Source organism: Lacinutrix sp. Bg11-31, assembly GCF_002831665.1.
Lineage (GTDB): Bacteria > Bacteroidota > Bacteroidia > Flavobacteriales > Flavobacteriaceae > Lacinutrix.
Window position 1 is genome coordinate 2294116 of sequence record NZ_CP025118.1, and the last position, 22274, is coordinate 2316389.

General features: G+C 31.8%; 21 protein-coding genes. 9 read left to right on the forward strand and 12 right to left on the reverse strand.

Annotated features, from left to right (window positions below; translation table 11 throughout):
* Nucleotides 1-40: 40 nt before the first annotated feature.
* Entirely contained in the window at nucleotides 41-526 is a 486-nt protein-coding gene (locus tag CW733_RS10315; RefSeq protein WP_100997104.1) for a DUF962 domain-containing protein, read from the reverse strand.
* 86 nt (nucleotides 527-612) lie between these two features.
* Between CW733_RS10315 and CW733_RS10320 the strand changes: the two genes are divergently transcribed.
* The 3 genes from CW733_RS10320 (at nucleotide 613) to CW733_RS10330 (ending at nucleotide 3148) form a co-directional block, all read left to right on the forward strand.
* Nucleotides 613-1494, forward strand: a complete 882-nt coding sequence (locus CW733_RS10320; protein WP_100997105.1) for a sterol desaturase family protein — start codon at nucleotides 613-615, stop codon at nucleotides 1492-1494.
* Nucleotides 1491-2366, forward strand: a complete 876-nt coding sequence (locus CW733_RS10325) for a DUF547 domain-containing protein (protein WP_100997106.1) — start codon at nucleotides 1491-1493, stop codon at nucleotides 2364-2366. Before CW733_RS10320 ends, CW733_RS10325 begins: the two co-directional genes overlap by 4 nt.
* Before the next feature lie 92 nt (nucleotides 2367-2458).
* Nucleotides 2459-3148 (forward strand): TIGR04283 family arsenosugar biosynthesis glycosyltransferase, encoded by a 690-nt coding sequence (locus tag CW733_RS10330; protein WP_100997107.1) that lies wholly within the window; start codon nucleotides 2459-2461, stop codon nucleotides 3146-3148.
* A gap of 60 nt (nucleotides 3149-3208) precedes the next feature.
* On the opposite strand, the gene CW733_RS10335 is transcribed toward CW733_RS10330, so the two are convergent.
* From CW733_RS10335 to CW733_RS10350, 4 genes are read right to left on the reverse strand one after another with little or no spacing between them, the layout of a single operon-like run.
* Nucleotides 3209-4474, reverse strand: coding sequence for an outer membrane protein assembly factor (locus CW733_RS10335; protein ID WP_100998775.1), 1266 nt, complete (start codon nucleotides 4472-4474; stop codon nucleotides 3209-3211).
* Nucleotides 4474-5478, reverse strand: a complete 1005-nt coding sequence (locus tag CW733_RS10340) for a glycoside hydrolase (protein ID WP_100997108.1) — start codon at nucleotides 5476-5478, stop codon at nucleotides 4474-4476. The genes CW733_RS10335 and CW733_RS10340 overlap by 1 nt, the downstream gene beginning before the upstream one ends.
* A 46-nt stretch (nucleotides 5479-5524) precedes the next feature.
* The gene (locus CW733_RS10345; protein ID WP_100997109.1) at nucleotides 5525-6445 is read right to left on the reverse strand and encodes a hypothetical protein; all 921 of its coding nucleotides are present in this window, start codon (nucleotides 6443-6445) and stop codon (nucleotides 5525-5527) included.
* A 28-nt stretch (nucleotides 6446-6473) separates the two neighbouring features.
* On the reverse strand, nucleotides 6474-7190 hold the full coding sequence (locus CW733_RS10350; protein WP_198520071.1) for a DUF547 domain-containing protein: 717 nt from the start codon (nucleotides 7188-7190) through the stop codon (nucleotides 6474-6476).
* Between the two features lie 255 nt (nucleotides 7191-7445).
* Between CW733_RS10350 and CW733_RS10355 the strand changes: the two genes are divergently transcribed.
* The 6 genes from CW733_RS10355 (at nucleotide 7446) to CW733_RS10380 (ending at nucleotide 15078) form a co-directional block, all read left to right on the forward strand.
* Nucleotides 7446-8753: an NAD(P)/FAD-dependent oxidoreductase gene (locus tag CW733_RS10355; protein WP_100997110.1), complete on the forward strand. Its 1308-nt coding sequence runs from the start codon at nucleotides 7446-7448 to the stop codon at nucleotides 8751-8753.
* An 11-nt stretch (nucleotides 8754-8764) separates the two neighbouring features.
* Nucleotides 8765-10375 (forward strand): 4Fe-4S dicluster domain-containing protein, encoded by a 1611-nt coding sequence (locus tag CW733_RS10360; RefSeq protein ID WP_100997111.1) that lies wholly within the window; start codon nucleotides 8765-8767, stop codon nucleotides 10373-10375.
* 35 nt (nucleotides 10376-10410) lie between these two features.
* Nucleotides 10411-11319 (forward strand): toxin-antitoxin system YwqK family antitoxin, encoded by a 909-nt coding sequence (locus tag CW733_RS16445; protein WP_157811567.1) that lies wholly within the window; start codon nucleotides 10411-10413, stop codon nucleotides 11317-11319.
* On the forward strand, nucleotides 11320-12012 hold the full coding sequence (locus CW733_RS10370) for a glycosyltransferase family 2 protein (RefSeq protein ID WP_100997112.1): 693 nt from the start codon (nucleotides 11320-11322) through the stop codon (nucleotides 12010-12012). It begins immediately after the preceding gene.
* A 56-nt stretch (nucleotides 12013-12068) separates the two neighbouring features.
* Nucleotides 12069-13502: a cellulose synthase family protein gene (locus CW733_RS10375; protein WP_369806633.1), complete on the forward strand. Its 1434-nt coding sequence runs from the start codon at nucleotides 12069-12071 to the stop codon at nucleotides 13500-13502.
* Between the two features lie 148 nt (nucleotides 13503-13650).
* Nucleotides 13651-15078, forward strand: coding sequence for a mannosyltransferase (locus CW733_RS10380; RefSeq protein ID WP_100997113.1), 1428 nt, complete (start codon nucleotides 13651-13653; stop codon nucleotides 15076-15078).
* 29 nt (nucleotides 15079-15107) lie between these two features.
* Here CW733_RS10380 and CW733_RS10385 read toward each other — a convergent pair whose 3' ends face one another.
* The 7 genes from CW733_RS10385 to CW733_RS10415 all read right to left on the reverse strand — a co-directional run bounded on the left by CW733_RS10385 (nucleotide 15108) and on the right by CW733_RS10415 (nucleotide 22232).
* On the reverse strand, nucleotides 15108-15473 hold the full coding sequence (locus tag CW733_RS10385) for a hypothetical protein (protein ID WP_100997114.1): 366 nt from the start codon (nucleotides 15471-15473) through the stop codon (nucleotides 15108-15110).
* A gap of 145 nt (nucleotides 15474-15618) precedes the next feature.
* Nucleotides 15619-15936, reverse strand: a complete 318-nt coding sequence (locus CW733_RS10390) for a hypothetical protein (RefSeq protein WP_100997115.1) — start codon at nucleotides 15934-15936, stop codon at nucleotides 15619-15621.
* Nucleotides 15937-15994: 58 nt separating this feature from the next.
* Entirely contained in the window at nucleotides 15995-17530 is a 1536-nt protein-coding gene (locus tag CW733_RS10395) for a carbon-nitrogen hydrolase family protein (protein ID WP_100997116.1), read from the reverse strand.
* The gene (locus CW733_RS10400) at nucleotides 17530-18504 is read right to left on the reverse strand and encodes a deoxyhypusine synthase family protein (RefSeq protein ID WP_055434856.1); all 975 of its coding nucleotides are present in this window, start codon (nucleotides 18502-18504) and stop codon (nucleotides 17530-17532) included. The genes CW733_RS10395 and CW733_RS10400 overlap by 1 nt, the downstream gene beginning before the upstream one ends.
* Nucleotides 18494-19432: an agmatinase gene (gene speB / locus CW733_RS10405; protein WP_100997117.1), complete on the reverse strand. Its 939-nt coding sequence runs from the start codon at nucleotides 19430-19432 to the stop codon at nucleotides 18494-18496. The genes CW733_RS10400 and speB overlap by 11 nt, the downstream gene beginning before the upstream one ends.
* Nucleotides 19422-20819, reverse strand: coding sequence for an arginine decarboxylase (locus CW733_RS10410; RefSeq protein WP_100997118.1), 1398 nt, complete (start codon nucleotides 20817-20819; stop codon nucleotides 19422-19424). The genes speB and CW733_RS10410 overlap by 11 nt, the downstream gene beginning before the upstream one ends.
* Nucleotides 20820-21377: 558 nt before the next feature.
* Nucleotides 21378-22232, reverse strand: a complete 855-nt coding sequence (locus CW733_RS10415; RefSeq protein WP_100997119.1) for a pseudouridine synthase — start codon at nucleotides 22230-22232, stop codon at nucleotides 21378-21380.
* Nucleotides 22233-22274 lie beyond the last annotated feature (42 nt).

The window sequence follows — 22274 nt, forward strand, 5'->3', positions numbered from 1 at the left end:
TACGTATTGGGCTTTATTTTTATATAGATTTTTATAATTCTTAAAACTTGATTTTTAATACTTCAAACAAATGGCTCATTGTCCAGGCAGGACCAATCATTAAAAATTGAACATCTTTTAAAAATGATGGTTTTTTTCCTTCGTGGTTATGTCCAACAAATTGTACAATCCAAGCAATCACAAAAATAGCAACCATTATCACCCAAACAGGTGCAATATTAGCGTTTGCAATTACATTTATTCCCAACAAGACTAAAGCCGAAAAAACCAACATCCCAACAAAAAGCGTCACAGATAAACGTAAGTAATAAAACAAACCCAAAACTATAATTAAAGTTCCTATATGCATAAAAGGAGCTAACCCAGTTGGCACAACTTCCTGTAAAGATAAACCTATTGGTATAGCAGAAAATAATCCTATTAGACTAAAGAAAATAGCAGGAACACAAAAATAATGTACAATTTTATTAAATTTTGTTTGGTGGCTTTCTCCATATTCTGATAAAAGACTATCTATTTTTCTCATACTACTATTTATTAAATGAATGGTTTCAAAATAACCTCCAACAAAAATATGTTATTTTTACTTTAAATCTACGACAGAACTTTTACATGGAAAAGTATTTAAACATTATAAAAAACGCCTATTCTGGGTATTGGAATTACCTTAAAAATGAGATAATAACCATTAACCATTGGGATAACTATTTCTATGGACTAATTGTTATTTCCATTTTAGTTTGGACTCTTGAAATTGCATTTCCATGGCGAAAAGACCAATCTATTTTCAGAAAAGACTTTTGGCTAGACACTTTTTATATGTTCTTCAATTTTTTTATTCTAAATCTCATTATACTTATCGCGCTAACAGATACTACTTCTGCATTTTTTAATGATATTCTTGGCTTGATTGGGCTTTCGGTTTCAAGTTTCCAGTTATTTGATATTGATGCGCTACCATTATGGTTAGGCTTGCTAATATTTTTTATTATTAGCGATTTCACCCAGTGGAATACACACAGGCTATTACATCGTGTTCCAATGCTTTGGAATTTCCACAAAGTACATCATAGTGTTAAAGAAATGGGCTTTGCGGCGCATTTGCGTTATCATTGGGCAGAACCTATACTATACAAATCGTTACTTTACATTCCTATTGCTATAATTGGTGGTTTCGATGCGCAACACGTTGCTATTGTTCATTTCTTTAGCATTACAATTGGTCATTTAAACCATGCAAACTTAGGCTGGGATTATGGTGTTTTAAAATATATTTTTAATAATCCGAAGATGCATATTTGGCATCATGCAAAAGAACTACCAGAGCATGCAAGGTTTGGAGTTAATTATGGACTAACATTAAGTACTTGGGATTATCTTTTTAAGACTAACTATATACCACATAGTGGAAGAGATATAGAACTTGGTTTTGATGGAGATGAAACATTCCCCAAAGATTTTATTAGTCAAGAATTATACCCATTAAAAAAATGAAACATTTAATATTATTAGTATTTGCTTTAGTTTTATCATCGTGTTTTAGCACAAAAAAAATAGCAGAGAGTACTCCAAAAGAAGAGCCTAAACAAGTGATTGAAGTTAAAACTGAAACGGCACCACAAGCTGAAGAAACTCCTGTTACAATTGCAATTCCAGAAGAAGCTGAAGTTACTCCCGAAGTTAAAGAGACTGTAGTACAAGAAACCATTATTGCAAGCCCAGAAGCTTTTAGTCATAATGAATGGAATAAACTTCTAAAACAACATGTTTCTGAAGCTGGAAATGTAGACTACAAAAGCATTAAAACCAACAGAAAATCTTTAACTAATTACATTATATCACTAGGAGAAAACATACCTAATGACACCTGGAAAAAGGAAAACAAACTAGTGTACTGGATTAATGCTTACAATGCATTGACAGTAGATCTAATTCTTAGAAACTACCCACTGCAAAGCATAAAAGACATTAAAAATCCTTGGGAACAACGTTTATGGAAACTAGGTAACAAATGGTATAGTTTAGAAGAAATAGAACACCAAATACTTAGAAAAATGGACGAACCAAGAATTCATTTTGCTATTGTATGCGCATCATATTCTTGCCCTAAATTACAAAACGAAGCCTTTACAGCTTCAAATTTAGAAGCCCAATTAACAAATGCTACTAAACAGTTTTTATCTGATAAAAACAGAAACGACATCTCTCAAAACAATCTTAAATTATCTAGAATATTTAAATGGTTTAAAAAAGATTTCGAACAAAATGGTTCTTTAATAAACTTCTTAAATACTTATTCGGATGTTTCAATTTCAGAAAAAGCTAACAAATCTTATTTAGATTACAATTGGAATTTAAACGATTAATACTTTGTCATTCCTGCGAAAGCAGGAATCCACAAAACAAAAAACTTAAAAGTAAATTCCTGCCTTCGCAGGAATGACAGAAGGTGTAGCTTATGATTTCAATAGTAATTCCTATTTTAAATGAATCTGAAAACATTGAAAAACTCCTTTTTCATTTAATCGATAACGCTTCATTACAAAACATTCAAGAGATTGTTGTTGTCGATGGTGGCAGTACAGATGGATCTCAAGAAATTGTTGAAAATCTAGATTTAAAAGTCAGGCTTATTCATTCTAAAAAAGGAAGAGCAAGGCAAATGAATTTTGGAGCACGTATTGCAAAGGGAGAAATTTTATATTTTTTGCATGCCGATTCTTTTCCACCAACACACTACGATAAATATATTATAGATAAAATAAAACAGAATAATCAAGCGGGTTGTTTTCGTTTAACATTTGACAACAACCATTGGTGGTTGCGCTTAGCAAGTTGGCTTACACAGTTTTCATGGCGAGCTTGTAGAGGTGGTGATCAAAGCCAGTTTATTACCAAGGCACTATTTGAAGATATTGGTGGTTTCGATGAAAGCTTCACTATTTACGAAGACAATATTTTAATTAATGAACTCTATAAACGTAAACAGTTTGTAGTTATCAATAAAAAGATAAAAACATCTGATAGACTCTATAAACGTCATGGTATTTGGAAACTACAATATTATTTTTGGGTAATCTATTTAAAAAAATGGTTTGGAGCAAGTGCTGAAGATTTGCATACTTATTACAAAAAAAATATAGCCTAACGTTTTTCATTTCAACTAAAACTAATTTGTTAATAGTATTATTACAAAGAAGATTTTTTCTTAAAAATACTGCCCAATACCAAAAACTAAACCTTGTGTTTCTCCTTTGGTAACACCAAAACCATAATCTATTCTAAAAATAGCATTAAATATACGTTTATGTATAAAACGTAAACCTAAACCTGGAAAAACTCTAATGTTTTGAGACTTCCCAAAATCACCAAAATCACCTCCTGGATTTCGCCAAGATCCAGCATCTACAAAAGCATTGCCTTGGAGTGCAAACCAATCTTTATCATAAATTGTATGTCTATATTCTGTATTAACTACAACAGCTCCTGTACCTCTATCTATAGTATTACCTACACCTCTTAAGTTTAAATTATTATCCACAGAAAAAGGTGCAAAAGGAGTCTCGTCATTAGACGAGAAACCAACACGTAATCTACTCGCCCAATTCCCTTTATCTCCTACTCTTTTATAAAAATGAAAGTCGTTCCAAGCAATAATAAACTCTGGTAAATTATTACTTGTAGAAGTAACATACTGTGCATTAAATATGCTTTTAAAACCTGAAACGTATTGGTAATAGTAGTCTAGATTGTTATATTCATAAATACCTTTGTACAATAATTTCTTAACAGATAATTCTTGTGGTACAGATGGATTAGTTGCACCACTTAAATAATTGTATTCTTCTAAAAAATAATTAATTCCAACCTCAAAACGATTTTTAAAGTTTGGTTGGTATAATGCAAGAACTTCATAAGATTTGTTTCGGTATTTATAGTCAGACGTAGTATTATCGAAAAAAACAGGTTCTTGCGTATTTAAATCTTGATGATTAATTGCTAAACCTAATTCTCGACTAAACAAAAAAGGTGCTCTTAAATTAATACCATAAGAGCTAAAAATATCTTTTTGATAAAAACCACCAAACGTAATATTCTGTCCTAACGCATTAAACTCATACAATCCCAAACGGTAAGCAAACTCGTTATCATTAGTAGTGTAGACATTTACAGACGGAATAATAGTAAAGTTCTCTTCAATATTATAGAACACATTATAACTATTACCATGAGAAGCAAACACCTGATAATAAGCATGCGCTACAGCTTGCAAACGCTTTAGTCGTTTTATATCTTCTTCTAGAATTGTTGAATCTAGAACGGCTCCAGCTTCTGCTTTTGAAATCTTCATCACAAAAGAAGATCTTAGCTTTTTATTACCTTTAACTTTTAAATCTAAAATCACTCGCTCTTGAGCAAAAGTAAAAGCTGAAAACAGCGCTATAATTATTGTAAGTATTTTATTATTTAGCATCATTTTTGTTCTTCAAAATGCGATTTAATTATCATTTCTACGGGTTTATTTTGTGGTGTAAACTGGCTATCATTTTCACCTCCAACAGTATCATGCTCAATAAACCATTTCCATATAAAACCACCAGCAAACCAATCTTCTTTCCAAAAGGTTTCAAATAATGCTTTTGTTGTATTATTCTGCGCTTCTAGATTTACAATATTCATACTTCTTTCGGACTTCCAAGGTTCCTTCCCTGCATAATCAACACTTCTGTATCCATATTCTGTAAATAAAATTGGTTTTTTATGTTTATCTGAAACCTCTTTTATTATAGGCTTATGTACTTCCCAACCTAACAAACACTCTTCAACCGTTGGTGTTTTACTATCACTAACAGGAAAATAAGCATCTACTCCAATATAATCTAGCTGACTCCAAAAAGGAGTACGTTTAAACTCGTCCCAATTAGCTGCATAAGTTAGTTTCCCTTTATATATCTTTTTTATCTCTAAAATTAGCGCATTCCAATACTCTGGTCTGTTAGCTACAAATTGCTCTAATTCTGTACCAATACAAAATATATCGGCATTAATTTCTTGAGCTAAATCGGCATACTCTAAAATAAAACTAGAATAAGTAGCTTCAAGTTTTTTCCAATCGTCTTCAGTTTCCATTTTTATGTAACCGGTAAACTCTCCTCTCCAAACCCAAATTTGAGGTTTAATCATTATTCTTATGCCTTTCGCTTCTAAACTATTAGCATATTGTTTAACGCCTTCTCTAGATTCGCCAAACCATTGCCTGTCGGTATTATGGATAATCTCTGGATGTTTTAAATCTTTAATAAACCCAAAAGGCATAACAGTAGCGTAATTTGCATTAACCTGTACAACAGGATTTACATGTTTGTCTGTAACAGGAATTCCTGCAGCAACAAAACTTACACCATTTATTTTGGTTTGCGATGTGCAAGATTGCAATACACAAATAAGAAATAAAAAAAGGAGCTTACTGTAATTCATATTATAATTTACAATTAAGCTCCTAATTTACTACTAAATATTAATTTTAGAACAATGCTCTAACACCTAAGCTAAAAGTATTTCCTAATCCTTGAAAATTATTACCTCTCACAATTTTACCGTAAGATGCTTCAAGATTTAATGTTTGTGTTAATTGGTATTTACCACCAAAGCCTAATTGTGTGTAATTCTGTTCGAATTCGTTTCCTAAATCAATTAAAAACGCTTGCTGTGCATTTACAAATAATGTAGATTTAGACGATGGGAAGTAACTTAAAAAAGCACTTACTGGCAAAAACAAACTGTTGTTTGCAAAACGCTCTCCAAGATTAACTGAATCTCCACTCAAAATAGCATCTGAAGCAGATTTACCAAAATTAAAACCAAAATCTGCTTCTGTAAATATTTGCCAATCTCCACCACCAAAAGTTTTATCGTAGAAAAATTTAGTTTCCCAAAAAGTACTTCTTTTATCTAAATACGCAGACACTGCTTCATCTTTAAATATTGGCAAATAAAGAGAACTTGTTATAGAGAAATTAGGCACACTTGCAAAAGGCTGTACTCTTATAGATGGAGCAATAGTAGTAAAACCACTTCTTGAGTCTGCACCATTGTTCTCAAAATCAAAAACGCTAAACGCATTTTGTCCACCGTAATTATTAGCTCTAACTTGTAAAATTAAACCAACATTAACTCTTGAGTTATTACTTACACCAGTGTAAATTTCAGTTGTATTTGTAAAGAAATTCTCTCTGTCAATATCAAAAGATTTTCCTGTACCTTCTCCTGTTGTTTTTGTTTGCGTATAAAGGCTATTAAAAAACTTAATATCCCATTGTCCTTTATTTAATAATTTACTTGGTGTAAATTCTTGAACATTACTTCTTGCTGGTTCATTGTCTTCTTGTGAAAACCCTACAAAGCCTATCGCTAATGTTATTGCTAATACTATTACTTTTTTCATTTTAATGGTTTTATTTTAGTTTTAATTATTATTGTTTGTTTATTCTCCAATCGTATTCAAAATACGTTATCTTATAATCGGTTGGAATTTTCTCCGTTCTAAACGTATTAATGTATTCAATTTCTGTTGTTCCATTCATAGTAAAATCTTCTTTATACCATTCTAAAATCTTAGAACCTTCAACACGTTTCTTTTTAGCATTTACTTTAATAAAGTAATCACCATTAAAAGCCAATTTTGCTTGTTTTTGCAATTGAGTTTCTAAAGCAATAGGTAAGTATGCTTCATCTATTAAAGGAGGACAGCCAACTGCTCCACACACCAAAACAAAGTGAAAACGAGGATCTTTAAACTGTGCTCTTAAAAGTTTATTTTCAATATCGTTTAACACAATACTCTTACCTCCTAAATTGTGTTTTATTTTATCGAAAAAGCCTTTATCATCTAAAGGAGATTTTGTTGGGTAGTTATCTACTAAACCTTTAATTACCGATAAATTATAGGCATTTATCCAAAAGGCTTGATAGTTTTTAGCATCACTTTTAGAAACCGTAATACCTTCTGCTATTTTTAACACTTCATCAAGAGTGCTTCTATCTTTTTTAATGGCATCGTAAGCCACTTTTCCATTTAAAACATTTGCTTTAAAAAAAAAATCTGCTTGTTTAAAAAAGGTGTCTAAATTTTGCGCTTTCGCGGAAAAGCCTCCTAATAAAATTAATGTTACTACTATTATTTTTTTCATTTTAATATTCTTTAATTCCTTTTATTATTCTAAGCAACTTCAAATAAAATCTATACTCTAATTGTTATAACTTTCGGTTCAGTCTAAAACATTTGAAGAAACTTTCACAAAAAATAAAAAAAATTATCGTCTCATTGCTGCGAACAACCTTACAACTAACAGTAATTTATATCAATTCTAAATACTATTTTTAAATTAAGGTTTTATCTTGTATCACGACCTAATTACAATAGAATTTAAAAAACAAACCAAAATATGGAACATGTAGTTATTATAGGAAATGGAATTTCAGGCGTGACTGCTGCTAGGCATATTAGAAAAAATTCTGATAAAAAAATCACAATCATCTCTGCCGAAACCAATCATTTTTTCTCTCGCACTGCATTAATGTACATATATATGGGACACATGAAGTATGAGCACACTAAGCCTTATGAGGATTACTTTTGGAAAAAAAACAGAATCGAACTTAAAAACGCTTATGTAAAAACTATTGATACCAATGCTAAAACGCTTCATTTTGCAGAAGGCGATACTTTAAATTACGACAAATTAGTTATTGCCACAGGTAGTAAACCAAACAAGTTTGGTTGGCCAGGACAAGATTTAGAAGGTGCGCAAGGTTTGTACAGCAAGCAAGATCTTGATAGTTTAGAACGTAATGCACCAAATAATAAAGTGTGTAAACGTGCAGTAATTGTTGGTGGTGGATTAATTGGTATCGAATTGGCCGAAATGCTAAACTCACGCAACATTCCTGTTACCTTTTTAGTAAGAGAAGATAGTTTTTGGAACGGTGTTTTACCAGAAGGAGAAAGCGCAATGATTAACAGACATATAAAAAACCACCATATAGATTTACGTTTAGGTTTTAACTTAAAAGAAATTAAAGCAGACGACAATGGAAAAGTAAAATCTATAGTTATTACCGAAACTGAAGAGGAAATAGAATGCAATGTTGTTGGATTAACAGCAGGAGTTGCACCAAATATTAGCTTTATAAAAGACTCTAGAATAGAAACCAATCGTGGTGTTTTAGTAAACAGACATTTAGAAACAAACATTCCAGATGTTTATGCTATTGGAGATTGTGCAGAGCAGCGCGATAGTGGTATTGATCAACGTAGACCAATTGAAGCTGTATGGTATACTGGTAGAATGATGGGTGAAGCATTAGCACAAACCATTTGCGGTAATAGACGAGAATACAAACCTGGACATTGGTTTAACTCTGCGAAATTCTTGGATATAGAATACCAAACTTATGGTTGGGTATATGGAGAACGTGGTCGTCCAGAATACGAAAAGCACTTTCACTGGATTCATGAAGACGATACAAAATGTATAACAGTAGCATACCATAAAGACACTAAAGAATTTTTAGGAATAAATACTTTTGGTATTAGAATGCGACACGAAACATTCGATCGCTGGTTAACCGAAAAACGTGATGTAGATTATGTAATAACAAATCTACTTGAAGCCAACTTTGATCCAGAATTTTACAAGCATTTTGAAAAAGACATTCTTGCTGCTTACAAAAAAAACCTACAAACTGCATAATCCAAAATAAAATGAGTAATAAAATAAACCATAGCATGTCTCTTGCAAAACCAGATGCACAAGACATTTCAACAAAACAAAAAATAGCACTAGCTACTGGATTAGTAGGATTATTAATACTAGTCTTAGCCTTTTTTAATATCGATTTCCCAAATAGAGCAGTTTTTCTAGCTTTATCACTAGGCTTAATTACTGTTGGAACTGTTGTGTATTCTAGAGATGCATATTTAACAAAATTAGAAGGAATAAAAAACGATGGCGTATGGTTTAAATCTATCTCATCTCGTGGTGTTATTGGTTGGGCATTAGGTGTTGTTTTAACTGCTTTTTATATCGTACTTTATTTCTATCCGCAATTTTTAGGCTTAGGAGCAAATGGATCTGCAAATACTGGCTTAATAGCTTTATTCGATCCTTTAAGCAACTTATTAAGTGGCAGAAATGCAAGTCAATGGTTTGTTTATGGTACACTTTACACAATAGCAATTGCCGTTTTTGGTTATAAATTTATATTAAAATACCGCCACAATAAATACCAACAATTACGTACTGTCTCAGTTATCTTTTTTCAATTAGGTTTTGCTTATTTGATTCCAGAATTTATGTATGTAATGAATAGCGACCTACCTTATTACGACTTAAAAAGTGTCTGGCCTCTAAACTATTATCTTTTTCAAGATTACCACTTGAACCAATTTCTTGGCGCAGGAAATATTGGGATTGCCTTAATAATTTTTGGTATCGTTTCTACATTAGTTATCACTCCTATTTTAACTTACAAGTATGGAAAACGTTGGTATTGTTCTTGGGTTTGTGGTTGTGGTGGTTTAGCCGAAACTGCTGGAGATTCTTTTAGACAATTATCTTCTAAAAAAATGTCTGCTTGGAAATTAGAACGTTGGTTAATTCATACTGTATTGGTTTTTTCTGTTATAATGACGGTTGCAGTTGTAAGCTCTTTCTTAAAAGGCAGCTGGCAAGATGGCGTATTTGTAGAAGGTAATTATTGGTTAAGCAACGAAGGCTTTTTAATAGCTATTGGAGTGCTTTTAACCATTGTATTTGTAGGAGTCATGGTTTTTAAAAGAAATGAATTAGGTAAAGATGCACGTTATGGTGCCATTGGATATGCAATTGTAATTCTTTCTTTATTCGCCATTTATTTTACAGGAACAAATGAAGAAATCTTTTTTATAAAATCTAGCACACTTAAAACTGCTTATGGTTTTTATATTGGTTCAATTTTTTCTGGTGTTATTGGTACAGGTTTTTACCCAATATTAGGAAATAGATCTTGGTGTCGTTTTGGCTGCCCAATGGCTGCAATTCTAGGATTCCAACAACGTTTATTTTCAAGATTCAGAATTACAACAAACGGAGGACAATGTATCTCATGTGGTAATTGTTCTAATAGCTGCGAAATGGGAATCGATGTTCGTGCTTACGCTCAAAAAGGAGAAAACATTGTGCGCTCAAGTTGTGTTGGTTGTGGTGTTTGTAGCGCTGTTTGCCCAAGAGGTGTATTAAAATTAGAGAACGATAGTATGGATGGAAGAATAAATCCGACTGAAGTATTACTAGGAAACGATGTAGACTTAATGGATTTATTAAATAAGAATTAAGTTTCAATATTTACGCAATCAGCTTTTAGCTTAAAATGAAAAACACACTACTCATATTAGTACTACTTATAAGTTTTAACGCTTTCGCGGAAAAAACCTACTCGAAAACCTACTATAGTAATGGTACTTTAAAAGCCGAAGGCTGGATAGAAAACAAACTTAAAACAGACTATTGGAAATTTTATCATCAAAACGGAAACTTAGAAAAAGCAGGTGAATTTAATAATAATTTACACACTGGTTTTTGGAAATTTTATCACCACAATAGTAATCTAGAAGCAGAAGGTCATTTTTTAAATAGTAAACGCTCAGGATTTTGGGCTTACTTTTTTGAAGATAAAACAATAAACAAAGTCGGTAATTTTGAAAACGGAAAAGAAACAGGTTTTTGGAAAGAATACTTTACCAACGGAAACATTATGCGAGAAGGCATTTATAGTAACGGCTTTTTTATTGGCTACTGGAAATTCTATCACTTTAGTGGTAAACTAAAAAAAGAAGGTAACTTTGCAAACGGAAAACCTATAGAATACTGGAAAAATTATTATAATAATGGCAATATAAAATCTGAAGGCCTTTTTATAAATGGACAACAAGATGGTTTTTGGTCTTATTATTTCGATAACGGAAAACAAGAAAAAACTGGTTTTTACAAATCAGGATTAGAAACCAAGTATTGGACATTTTACAAAAACAATGGCACTAAAGAAAAAGAAGGGCATTTTGTAAATGGTAAAAAAGTAGATTGGTGGTTGTTTTACAATAACATGAATAAAGTAAATCGTAAATGTCAATTAAAAAACAATCAAAAAAATGGTTACTGCTTAATGTATAAGAACGAAAAGCTAGTTTCTGCGAGTAAATTTTCCGAAGGAAAAAAAATTAAAACGTGGACAGATTTAGCCGCTTTTAAGAAAGAGAATAAATTAAGTGATCTTAAATAAATGCCCAAAATAAAAGTTATTATCCCTGCTTATAACGAGCAAGACTCCATCGCGAATGTTGTTAGAGACATTCCAAAAAATGTCGAAGAAATTATTGTTGTAAACAATAATTCTACAGACGACACAGTTAAAAACGCCACAAAAGCAGGAGCAACTGTACTTACCGAAAACAATAAAGGCTATGGCTACGCTTGTTTAAAAGGCATGGAATACATTGCTAAACTTAACGAAAAACCAGATATTATTGTTTTCCTTGATGGTGATTATAGCGATTATCCCGAAGAATTAACAAAACTCACAGCACCAATAATTAATGATGACATCGATTTTGTAATTGGATCGAGAATTAAACGACTTAGAGAAGGTGGCTCAATGACACCGCAACAAGTTTTTGGTAATTGGCTAGCTACCTTTTTAATGAAACTGTTTTTTGGAGCTAAATTTACAGATTTAGGACCATTTAGAGCCATTAAATACAATAAGTTAGTGGGCTTAAACATGCTAGACAAAACTTACGGTTGGACAGTAGAAATGCAACTTAAAGCCTTAAAACAGAAGCTAACATACATAGAAGTACCAGTAAAATACAAGCAAAGAATAGGCGTTTCTAAAGTCTCAGGAACTGTAAAAGGTACTATATTTGCAGGTTTTAAGATATTAGGATGGATTTTTAAATACAGTTTTAAAAAGTGATTTATTTAAATTTAGTTATTATTATTATTTATTCTATAGCATTGCTGCTCATATTCATGTATGCATTAGCTCAGTTAAATCTGCTATTCAATTATCTCTCTGCTCAGAAAAAGAAAGTAAAAACACCTTTTTTAGATTTTAACAATCCAGACAAAGTGCCTTACGTAACCATACAACTACCAGTTTTTAACGAGGAGTATGTAATGGAGCGTTTACTTGAAAATATTGCGCTTATGGATTACCCAAAAGGCAAATTAGAGATTCAAGTTTTAGACGATTCTACAGATAATACTGTAAAAACCACATCTACACAAATAGAAGCATTAAAAAAACAAGGTTTAGATATTGTTCATATTTGCAGAACTAATCGCGAAGGCTTTAAAGCAGGTGCTTTAAAAGAAGGCTTAGAAATTGCCAAAGGTGAATTTATCGCCATTTTCGATGCCGATTTCCTACCTAAAAAAGATTGGCTAAAAAAGACCATCCCACATTTTGTAGATAGAAATATTGGTGTTGTACAAACACGTTGGGGACACATAAATAGAAACTATTCTACCTTAACAAAAATACAAGCCTTTGCTTTAGATGCTCATTTTACACTAGAGCAAGTAGGCAGAAACTCTAAAGGTCATTTTATTAATTTTAATGGTACTGCTGGTGTTTGGCGTAAGCAATGCATTATAGATGCAGGAAATTGGGAAGGCGATACATTAACCGAAGATTTAGATTTAAGTTACAGAGCACAACTTAAAAACTGGAAATTCGAGTATCTTGAAGATGTTATAACTCCTGCCGAATTACCAGTAGTTATTAGTGCAGCACGTTCTCAACAATTTCGTTGGAATAAAGGTGGTGCAGAAAATTTTAGAAAAATGATGTGGAGAGTCTTAAAAAGCAAAAATATCTCCTCTAAAACAAAACTACACGGTTTACTGCATTTACTTAATAGTACGATGTTTCTAAACGTGCTTATTGTAGGTGTTTTAAGTATTCCAATGCTGTACATTAAAAATGAATATGCACACTTAAAACCATACTTTTATGTTATGAGTTTCTTTGTGGTAAGCACCATTATTTTCTTTGTTTGCTATTGGCACATGTATAAGCGCTCTTATGGTGGAGGTTTTAAAAACTTCATACAATATATTGGTATGTTTTTTACATTTTTCTCTATTGCAATGGGCTTTAGTTTACATAACTCTATAGCAGTAATAGAAGGCCACATAGGAAAAAGAAGCGAATTTGTACGTACACCAAAATTTAATATTAATAGTATTAAAGACAGTTGGAAAGGCAACAAGTATCTAAAAAAGAACGTCTCTGTAAATGTTATTTTCGAAGGCTTATTAATGCTTTATTTCGCATTTGGAATGTACAGTGCTTTTGTAGTTGGCGATCAAGGTGGTGATTTTGGTTTATTCCCTTTTCATCTTATGCTTTTTATTGGTTTTGGTTTTGTGTTTTTTAAATCATTAACCTCTAAAGCTTAATTTTTTTTTGGGCGTTTACAGACAAAAAAGTCTGCACCACGCTTTCCGCTATATCTTTTTTGCTTTTATTGGCAAAAAAGGATGCCGCATCAATCGTTAACGCTGGCTACCAATGTTCAGCTCTTAAATTAAAAACGTAGCTTTAACCGTGTTTAATTCAATTCTATTTAAAACAAAAAAACTACCGCTATTATTAGTCTTAATAAGCGCAGTGCTTTATAGTGTTTTTGCTTATAATTTAGAACGCACAGCACATCTTAAACTCATTGTATTATACGCTGCTGTATTCTTTATATTTTATAAACTTGTACAGCAAAACAAACATAATTTTAAGTTTTTAGCACTTACAGCTTTTATATTTAGAGCTATTTTTATACTAGCAATTCCTAATCTTTCTCAAGACTTTTATAGATTTATTTGGGATGGACGCATTATTCTTGAAGGCCTCAACCCTTATCTCTATACACCAGAATTATTTATAACAAATAATCAATTTCCAGTTTCCCAAGCAGAAGAGTTGTATACAGGAATGGGAACATTAAACGGAAGCCATTACACTAACTATCCACCAATAAACCAGTTGTGCTTTATTATAGCTGGTGTTTTTGCAAATAAAAGCATTGTAGGTGCTGCTATGGTTTTAAGACTACTAATTATCGCTGCCGATTTTGGAACACTATACTTTGGAAAAAAACTATTAGAAAAACTTAACCTTCCGGTTCATAATATTTTCTGGTTTATACTTAATCCGTTTATAATAATTGAACTTACAGGAAACTTGCATTTCGAAGGCGTTATGATCTTTTTTCTTGTCTGGAGTTTATACTTACTGCATTGCAATAAATGGAAATGGGCAGCAGTTGTTTTTGCCTTATCAATTACAACTAAGCTAGTTCCGCTTATGTTTTTACCATTGTTTTTTTGGTGGTTTTCGAAACGAAACACAGCAACAAACCAAACAGAATTACTTCTTAATAATACCGAAAACAAAAAACGAATCCCTGCCTTCGCAGGAATGACAAGGCTCATTAGTTTTTACTCCATTATAATACTTACAACACTACTTCTTTTTGCTCCATTTTTCTCAACTCAATTTATAGACAACTATTCCAAAACCGTTGGTTTATGGTTTGGTAATTTCGAGTTTAATGCAAGTATTTATTACATAGCTAGAGAAATTGGCTATTGGTTTAGAGGTTATAACGAGATAGCCATTATAGGCAAAGCACTTCCTGTTATTACAGTTTTATACATTCTGTTTTTATCTTTTTTTAGAAAAAAAACAGACACAAAAAAACTAATTATAGCAATGCTTTTTAGTTTTACTATTTACTTATTTTTAAGTACAACTGTACATCCTTGGTATATTGCAACCATTCTAATTTTAAGCGTGTTTACCAATTACAAGTTTCCTCTAGTATGGAGTTTTATTGTTATTATTAGCTATCTAGCCTATGCTAACGCAGACAACACAGAGAACCTATGGATTATTGGTTTAGAATATTTGGTAGTTTTTAGCGTCTTTATTTGGGAAGTTTTTATAACAAAAAAAAGACTACCAAAAGGCAGTCTTTAATTTAGTTTAAGATTTAAAAGCTACTATTTTTATATTTGTTCTAATTTTGTAATTGTTAGAATTTCAGTTTCACTTTCAAAACCATCTTCATCCTCTTCTGTTTCAATTACAACTGTATAAGTTACTTTCATACTTGTGCCAACTAATGCTTCAGATTTTAAATCGAAAGCTTCTAAAACATCATCATTAACATTTTGAAACGTTATTGTACTTTCATCTTCATCATCATTAGTAAAAATAAAATTATATCCGTAATCTTCAGCACCATCGAAAATAGTTGAGATTGTTTTCTCTTCTTGATTTATTGAAGCGGTTTTTGTTTCACTTTTAAAGCTTGATATTGTTAACATAAAAACACTTACTAGTACTATTTGTATTATATTTTTTGACTTCATTTTGAATAGTTTTATTGTTATTTAAAAATCTTTGAAAACTATATTTTACTCTAAGTAAAATAAGGTAATCTCTTGTCCAAAATAGTAGTTATTATATGCTCGCTTTTTATCGTTTTAATGTTATTAAAATAATTCTATTTTCTTTTTAAAAGTCGTCATCGCTATCTTCCATTTCTGGATCTTGCACTGCTTCTGGATCATTATCATCGAAGTCTTCGTAATCGTCTTCATCATAATTATCCATAGTTACTTCTAACTTCTCACTTACTTTTACCAAATATTTTGTGTCTTCGGTAATAAGTTCTACAGCTTCAATTAACTCATTTTTTGCGTTTCTAAAAGAGACTACATCGCGATCATCATAACCATCAGGAAATTTTTCGACTAACATTGCCAAAATTTCTGGAGTTAATTTTTTAAAGTCCACTATAACTCTCTTTAAATGTTCGTGTCTGTTTTTCATTACTTATTATTTTTAATTCCACTTTAGCGAAATCATCATCTTATTTTATATAAAAATACTATTTACTATTATCAATTCTTACAACATTGTAAAAATCTTTTCGTCTATCCTTTAAGTTTTTAACTGCACCAAAAGAATGTAATTCTCTTAACAAACTTAAATCTACATCTGCAACTAAAATCATCTCTGTGTTTGTGGTTGCTTCGGCTTTAATTCCATTACTTGGAAACGAAAAATCGCATGGAGTAAATACGGCAGATTGCGCATATTGGATGTCCATGTTATTTACATTTGGCAAGTTACCTACAGATCCTGCAATTGCAACGTAGCATTCGTTTTCTATTGCACGTGCTTGAGCGCACAAACGCACACGAGAATAACCATTTTGAGTATCTGTTAAAAACGGTACAAAAAGAATATCCATACCTTCATCTGCAAGTAAACGAGATAGCTCTGGAAACTCAGAATCATAACAAATTAGTATGCCTATTTTTCCTGCATCGGTTTCAAACGTTTGCAATTTATTACCGCGTTGCATTCCCCAAACCTTAGCTTCGTCTGGTGTAACGTGTATTTTTTCGTATCGCTCTAAACTCCCATCTCTTCTACATAAATAACCTACGTTAAATAACTTATCTTCTATTAATTCTGGCATACTACCAGTTATAATATTAATGTTATAAGAGATAGATAATTGTTGCATTTTCTCTACAATTACTTTAGTATACTTTGCTAATTCTCTAATAGCATCTGGCTCATGTAAATGGTTGTATTTAGCCATAAGCGGTGCATTAAAGAATTCTGGAAATAGCGCGAAATCTGATCTATAAGCTGCTACACTATCTACAAAATACTCTACTTGCTGCATTAACTCTTCCAAGCTATTATAAGTACGCATTTGCCATTGTATTAAACCTAATCTAACAACAGTTTTAATTGTACTTGCTTTTTTACTTTTTTTAGTATAGTAGATATTATCCCACTCCATTAACACCGCATATTCATTTGATGCAGTATCTCCTTCTAAATAGCCTTTTAAAACACGTACAGGATGAAAATCGTTAGAAATTTGAAAGTTTAAAACTGGATCATGAATTTCTTTACGTTTTACTTTTTCTATATACTCTTTAGGTGTAAACTCTTTATGTTTGTGGTAGTTTGGCATTCTTCCACCAAAAACGATTCCCTTTAAATTTAAGTTTTCACAAATTTCTTTTCTATAATCATACAAGCGTCGTCCTAAACGCAACCCTCTATATTCTGGTTTTATAAAAACATCAATACCGTAAAGCACATCTCCATCTGGATCGTGATTTTTAAACGAATCTCCTTTAATTATATCGGCATAAGTATGCTCATCATCAATCAAATCATAATCTACAACAAGGGACAAAGCGCAACCAGCTAATTTTCCGTCGATTTTAATAACCACTTGACCTTTTGGAAAAATAGTAGTTAAACGCGCGATGTGATCTTTCTTCCAAAAAGAATCAAGAACACCACCGTAAGACTCAAGTGTTGCCGATTTTAATTCCTCAAAATCGTCCACAGTTAAGTACTTTAATTCGATATTTTCTATTTTATGATCTTCCATTACTCACCTAAAAGGTATGCAAATATTAAAGGTGCAACAATTGTAGCATCACTTTCTATTATAAACTTTGGAGTATCTATATCTAGTTTTCCCCAAGTGATTTTCTCGTTTGGCACTGCTCCAGAATACGAACCGTAACTTGTTGTAGAGTCACTTATTTGACAGAAGTAACTCCAAAACGGTGTTTCTGGACGCTCCATATCTTGGTATAACATTGGTACTACACAAATAGGGAAATCGCCTGCAATTCCGCCGCCAATTTGGAAGAAGCCAATACCTTTAGATGAATTATCTGTGTACCAATCTGCTAAAAATGTCATGTACTCAATACCAGATTTAACTGTACTAGCCTTAAGCTCTCCTTTAAGGACGTAGCTTGCAAAAATATTACCCATTGTACTGTCTTCCCAACCTGGGCAAACAATAGGCAAGTTTTTTTCTGCTGCAGCATACATCCATGAATCTTTTAAATCTATTTCGTAGTACTCCTCTAAAACACCAGATAATAACATTTTGTACATGTACTCGTGTGGTAAAAAACGTTCTCCAGCAGCTTCGGCATCTTTCCAAATTTTTACAATGTGTTTTTGTAATCTACGGAAAGCTTCCTCTTCTGGAATACATGTATCTGTAACACGATTTAGTCCTTTCTCCAACAAATCCCATTCGTCTTGAGGTGTTAAATCGCGATAGTTAGGCACACGTTTGTAATGTGAATGCGCGACTAAGTTCATTATGTCTTCCTCAAGGTTTGCACCTGTACAAGAGATAATTTGCACTTTATCTTGTCTAATCATTTCTGCAAAACTTTTACCTAGTTCTGCTGTACTCATAGCTCCTGCAAGCGACACTAACATTTTTGCGCCACTTTCTAATTGTGCTTCGTAACCTTTTGCTGCATCAACCAAAGCTGCTGCATTAAAATGTAAATAATGTTTTTCTATAAATTGAGAAATTGGTCCTTTAGTACTCATCGTCTTCGTTGTATTTTGCACTGTTATTTTTTTCTTTTAAAGTCTTAAATTCATTATCAAAATCGTTTTCAGCATCTTCACTTTTAAATTTGTAACTCAACATTTTGTAATACAATTTAGCTGCTAAAAAATCTGAGGATTTCTCCTCTTTATTAGGACATAATTCTACAATATCAAAACCTACTACATTTTTTTCAGCAAAAACTTGTTTTAAATATTCTAGTGTTTCGTACCATAATAATCCGCCTGGTTCTGGAGTTCCAGTACTTGGCATAATTGAAGGATCGAAAACATCTAAATCTATTGTAATAAAAACATTTTCTGTCATCTGGTCTATTGAAGAGTCCACCCAAGTATCATCAATTGCCATTTCATGAGCAAAATAAGTTTTCTCCTTGTCCATAACCGTAGTTTCAATAACGTCCATAGAACGAATACCAACTTGTATTAAGTTTGTAGTCTGGCTAGCTTCGTAAACAGCACAAGCATGATTACATTTTGAACCTTCGTATTCCTTACGCAAATCTGCATGTGCATCTAATTGTAATACAGTAAGGTTTGTGTACATTTCGTTAAAAGCACGAATAGTACCTATAGAAATTGAATGTTCTCCTCCAAAAATAGTAACAAATTTGTTCTTTTTTATGTAGCTTTTTGTTGCTTTATGCACAGCTTCTACCATTGCTTCTGGTGAAGCACTTTCTGTTACTGCATCGGCAAGATAAATACCTTTTTTATAAACTTCTGTCTCTGTTTCAATATCGTAAAGCTCCATGTTTTCTGATGCATTTAAAAATGCTTCAGGACCTTTATCTGCTCCTTTTTGCCAAGTACTAGTACCATCGTAAGGCACAGGAATTAACACGATTTTTGCTGTTTCAAGTTTCGAAAACTCTTCCGAAATACCTGCATAAGTTTTACTTTGCATAACCTAAAATTTTAAGTAAGTCTTCACTTTTTTGTTGTTCACTAAATAGTTTTGTTGTTATATTTCCGTCTGCATCTTTATCTATTAAAATGTGTTTTGGCGACGGTATTAAGCAGTGTTGCAAACCTCCAAAACCTCCTATAGTTTCTTGGTATGCACCTGTATTAAAAAAGCCAATATATAATGGTTTTTCTTTGTTGTATTTTGGTAAATAAATAGCATTCATATGCTGTTCACTATTGTAATAATCGTCGCTATCGCAAGTTAAACCACCAAGTAAAACACGCTCGTAACTAGATTCCCATCTGTTAAGCGGTAACATTATAAAACGTTTGTTAATTGCCCAAGTATCTGGTAATGTTGTGATGAAAGAAGAATTTATCATGTTCCATTTCTCACGATCGTTTTGTTGCTTTTGGTAAAGTATCTCGTAAATAGCTCCTCCACTTTCTCCTACTGTAAAGCTTCCAAACTCAGTAAAAATATTTGGCACATCTACACCTTCTTCTTCACATGTTGTTTTTATTTGATTTACTATTTCGTCTACTAAATACTCATAATCGAAATCGAATACTAATGAATTTTTAATAGGAAATCCGCCTCCAATATTTAAGCTGTCTAAACTTGGACAAATTTTCTTTAAGCTTGTATAAACTTTTAAACATTTTTGTAATTCGTTCCAGTAATAGGCGTTATCGCGAATTCCTGTGTTAATAAAGAAGTGTAACATTTTAAGGTTTACCTTTTTATTATCCTGAATTTGGTTTTTATAAAAAGGAACAATATTCTTGTAACCAATACCTAAGCGTGACGTGTAAAATTCGAATTTCGGCTCTTCTTCTGATGCGATACGAATACCAATATTAAATTTACCTTTTACTTGTTCAGACAATAAATCTATCTCCTCGTAATTGTCTATAATTGGAATACAGTTTTTTTGTCCGCTGTTTATTAATCTTGCAATATTTGTAATGTATTGCGCACGTTTAAAACCATTACTAATTATAAAAGTGTCGTTTGTTATCTTTCCTTCGGCTTTAAGGTTTTCTACAATATCGATATCGAAAGCAGATGATGTTTCTATATGAATATCGTTTTTTAAAGCTTCGTTTAAAACATGTTTAAAATGTGAACTCTTAGTACAATAACAATAGTTATAATTTCCTTTATAACCATGCTTTTCTATTGCGTTTGCAAACCATTGTTTTGCACGTTGGATGTTGTTAGATATTTGTGGTAAATAAGTGAATTTTAAAGGCCCACCATATTCTTCTACTAATTTCATAAGATCAATATCATGAAATTGTAATTGGTTTTTTTCTAGTTTGAATTCATCTTGAGGGAAATCGAAAGTTTGATTGATTAAATCAATGTATTTTGTATTCATTATTATTTATAAAAATGTTAAAATTGGAAACAATTAAAGTTACTGAAATTTAGTTCAGTTTAAATAATAGTGAGGAATTCAGACCTGTATAATTAGGTCTGTTGTAGGCACGAAGCCGTAATTGTGCTGGCTAGCAACAATTGTAGTTAAAGCGGAAGTTAGCTCTAAAATTCGGTTGCTTAATCTATAAGCTGCTTTTGAAAATGACTTCCTAATGTCCAAAAGCCCGAACGTATAAACATGGTTCAATTTGTTCAGCTATAATAATTACTAAAGAGTAAGTATTATTTTTGTCTATACAAATGAAATACTTTTTTTTGAATTACAAATAAAAAAGATAATATTTTTTTACAACAAACAAATATCACATAATCAATTGAATTACAAAGTGATGAAGACGTTTTTAAAACATAAAAACAACACATTGAATAGTGCTATTTAAGTAAAAAAAGAAAACAACAGTTTATAGTATCGTTTTAAAACGCATATTACCTAGATCTAAAACAAAAAAAATCGAGCACAAGCTCGATTTTTTTTTAAAATTAAAGGTGTTCAATACTACATCATCATTAACATTTGTACTTCTTGTTCTGTTAATATTTTCCAGTTACCTCTTGGAATATCTTTTTTAGTTAAGTGTGCTATTTGCACGCAATCTATTCTTACTAATTCGTGTTTAAAATAATCGAATATGGTATGTAATACAGTATTACCTGTATTCTTAATTTTTATACCTATTTCGTTTTTCTTATCGTTTACATAGTCAATTTCTTCTACAGTAATTAACTTACCTTCAATACGAAGTCCTTCGCGAATTTTCTTTAAATCGTCTAGCTTTAAATTACTATCTAATTCTAAATGAAATAAACGTTCTACACCTTTGTTAGAACTCGTAAAACGCGATACAACTTTAGCATCGTTTGTAAATAATAATAAGCCAGTAGAATTCCTTCCTAAACGTCCTATTGGCTTTATACGAGATGGTGTAGCGTTTGCTACCAAATCCATAACCGTTCTACCTTTATGCTCACTTGTTGTTGTTGCGAAACCTTTTGGCTTATTTAATAAAACGTAAGCCTTTTTCTCTGGATTAATTCTTGCACCATCGTAACGCACTTCGTCATCCAACTTCACTTTATAGCCCATTTCCACGACTACTTTCCCGTTAACACTTACTAAACCAGTTGCAATATGCACATCTGCATCACGACGTGAGCAAACACCAGAATTAGCGATATATTTATTTAAACGAATTTCGTCTGAAATAGCTCCTTTTTTAGGTTGTGCTGCTTTTTTTCCTTTAGAGTTCGAGTTGTTTATTCCAGTATTATCTTTTCCTGAATTATTCTTGTAAGCTTTCTTTCCTCCATTTGGAGCAGATTTTCCTTGTCTTTGTCCTCCTTGTTTACTCATTACTTATAATTTTATTCTCAACTATTTTTGAGGATGCAAAGA

What these genes read in the sequence shown, in the direction of transcription:
- CW733_RS16445 (WP_157811567.1), top strand. Translation starts at nt 10,411, where the DNA reads ATGAAAAACACACTACTCATATTAGTACTACTTATAAGTTTTAACGCT.
- CW733_RS10340 (WP_100997108.1), bottom strand. Translation starts at nt 5,478, where the DNA reads ATGAATTACAGTAAGCTCCTTTTTTTATTTCTTATTTGTGTATTGCAA.
- CW733_RS10345 (WP_100997109.1), bottom strand. Translation starts at nt 6,445, where the DNA reads ATGAAAAAAGTAATAGTATTAGCAATAACATTAGCGATAGGCTTTGTA.
- CW733_RS10395 (WP_100997116.1), bottom strand. Translation starts at nt 17,530, where the DNA reads ATGGAAGATCATAAAATAGAAAATATCGAATTAAAGTACTTAACTGTG.
- CW733_RS10415 (WP_100997119.1), bottom strand. Translation starts at nt 22,232, where the DNA reads ATGAGTAAACAAGGAGGACAAAGACAAGGAAAATCTGCTCCAAATGGA.
- CW733_RS10370 (WP_100997112.1), top strand. Translation starts at nt 11,320, where the DNA reads ATGCCCAAAATAAAAGTTATTATCCCTGCTTATAACGAGCAAGACTCC.
- CW733_RS10385 (WP_100997114.1), bottom strand. Translation starts at nt 15,473, where the DNA reads ATGAAGTCAAAAAATATAATACAAATAGTACTAGTAAGTGTTTTTATG.
- CW733_RS10360 (WP_100997111.1), top strand. Translation starts at nt 8,765, where the DNA reads ATGAGTAATAAAATAAACCATAGCATGTCTCTTGCAAAACCAGATGCA.
- CW733_RS10335 (WP_100998775.1), bottom strand. Translation starts at nt 4,474, where the DNA reads ATGCTAAATAATAAAATACTTACAATAATTATAGCGCTGTTTTCAGCT.
- speB (WP_100997117.1), bottom strand. Translation starts at nt 19,432, where the DNA reads ATGCAAAGTAAAACTTATGCAGGTATTTCGGAAGAGTTTTCGAAACTT.
- CW733_RS10350 (WP_198520071.1), bottom strand. Translation starts at nt 7,190, where the DNA reads ATGAAAAAAATAATAGTAGTAACATTAATTTTATTAGGAGGCTTTTCC.
- CW733_RS10320 (WP_100997105.1), top strand. Translation starts at nt 613, where the DNA reads ATGGAAAAGTATTTAAACATTATAAAAAACGCCTATTCTGGGTATTGG.
- CW733_RS10330 (WP_100997107.1), top strand. Translation starts at nt 2,459, where the DNA reads ATGATTTCAATAGTAATTCCTATTTTAAATGAATCTGAAAACATTGAA.
- CW733_RS10390 (WP_100997115.1), bottom strand. Translation starts at nt 15,936, where the DNA reads ATGAAAAACAGACACGAACATTTAAAGAGAGTTATAGTGGACTTTAAA.
- CW733_RS10375 (WP_369806633.1), top strand. Translation starts at nt 12,069, where the DNA reads ATGTATGCATTAGCTCAGTTAAATCTGCTATTCAATTATCTCTCTGCT.
- CW733_RS10355 (WP_100997110.1), top strand. Translation starts at nt 7,446, where the DNA reads ATGGAACATGTAGTTATTATAGGAAATGGAATTTCAGGCGTGACTGCT.
- CW733_RS10410 (WP_100997118.1), bottom strand. Translation starts at nt 20,819, where the DNA reads ATGAATACAAAATACATTGATTTAATCAATCAAACTTTCGATTTCCCT.
- CW733_RS10325 (WP_100997106.1), top strand. Translation starts at nt 1,491, where the DNA reads ATGAAACATTTAATATTATTAGTATTTGCTTTAGTTTTATCATCGTGT.
- CW733_RS10315 (WP_100997104.1), bottom strand. Translation starts at nt 526, where the DNA reads ATGAGAAAAATAGATAGTCTTTTATCAGAATATGGAGAAAGCCACCAA.
- CW733_RS10400 (WP_055434856.1), bottom strand. Translation starts at nt 18,504, where the DNA reads ATGAGTACTAAAGGACCAATTTCTCAATTTATAGAAAAACATTATTTA.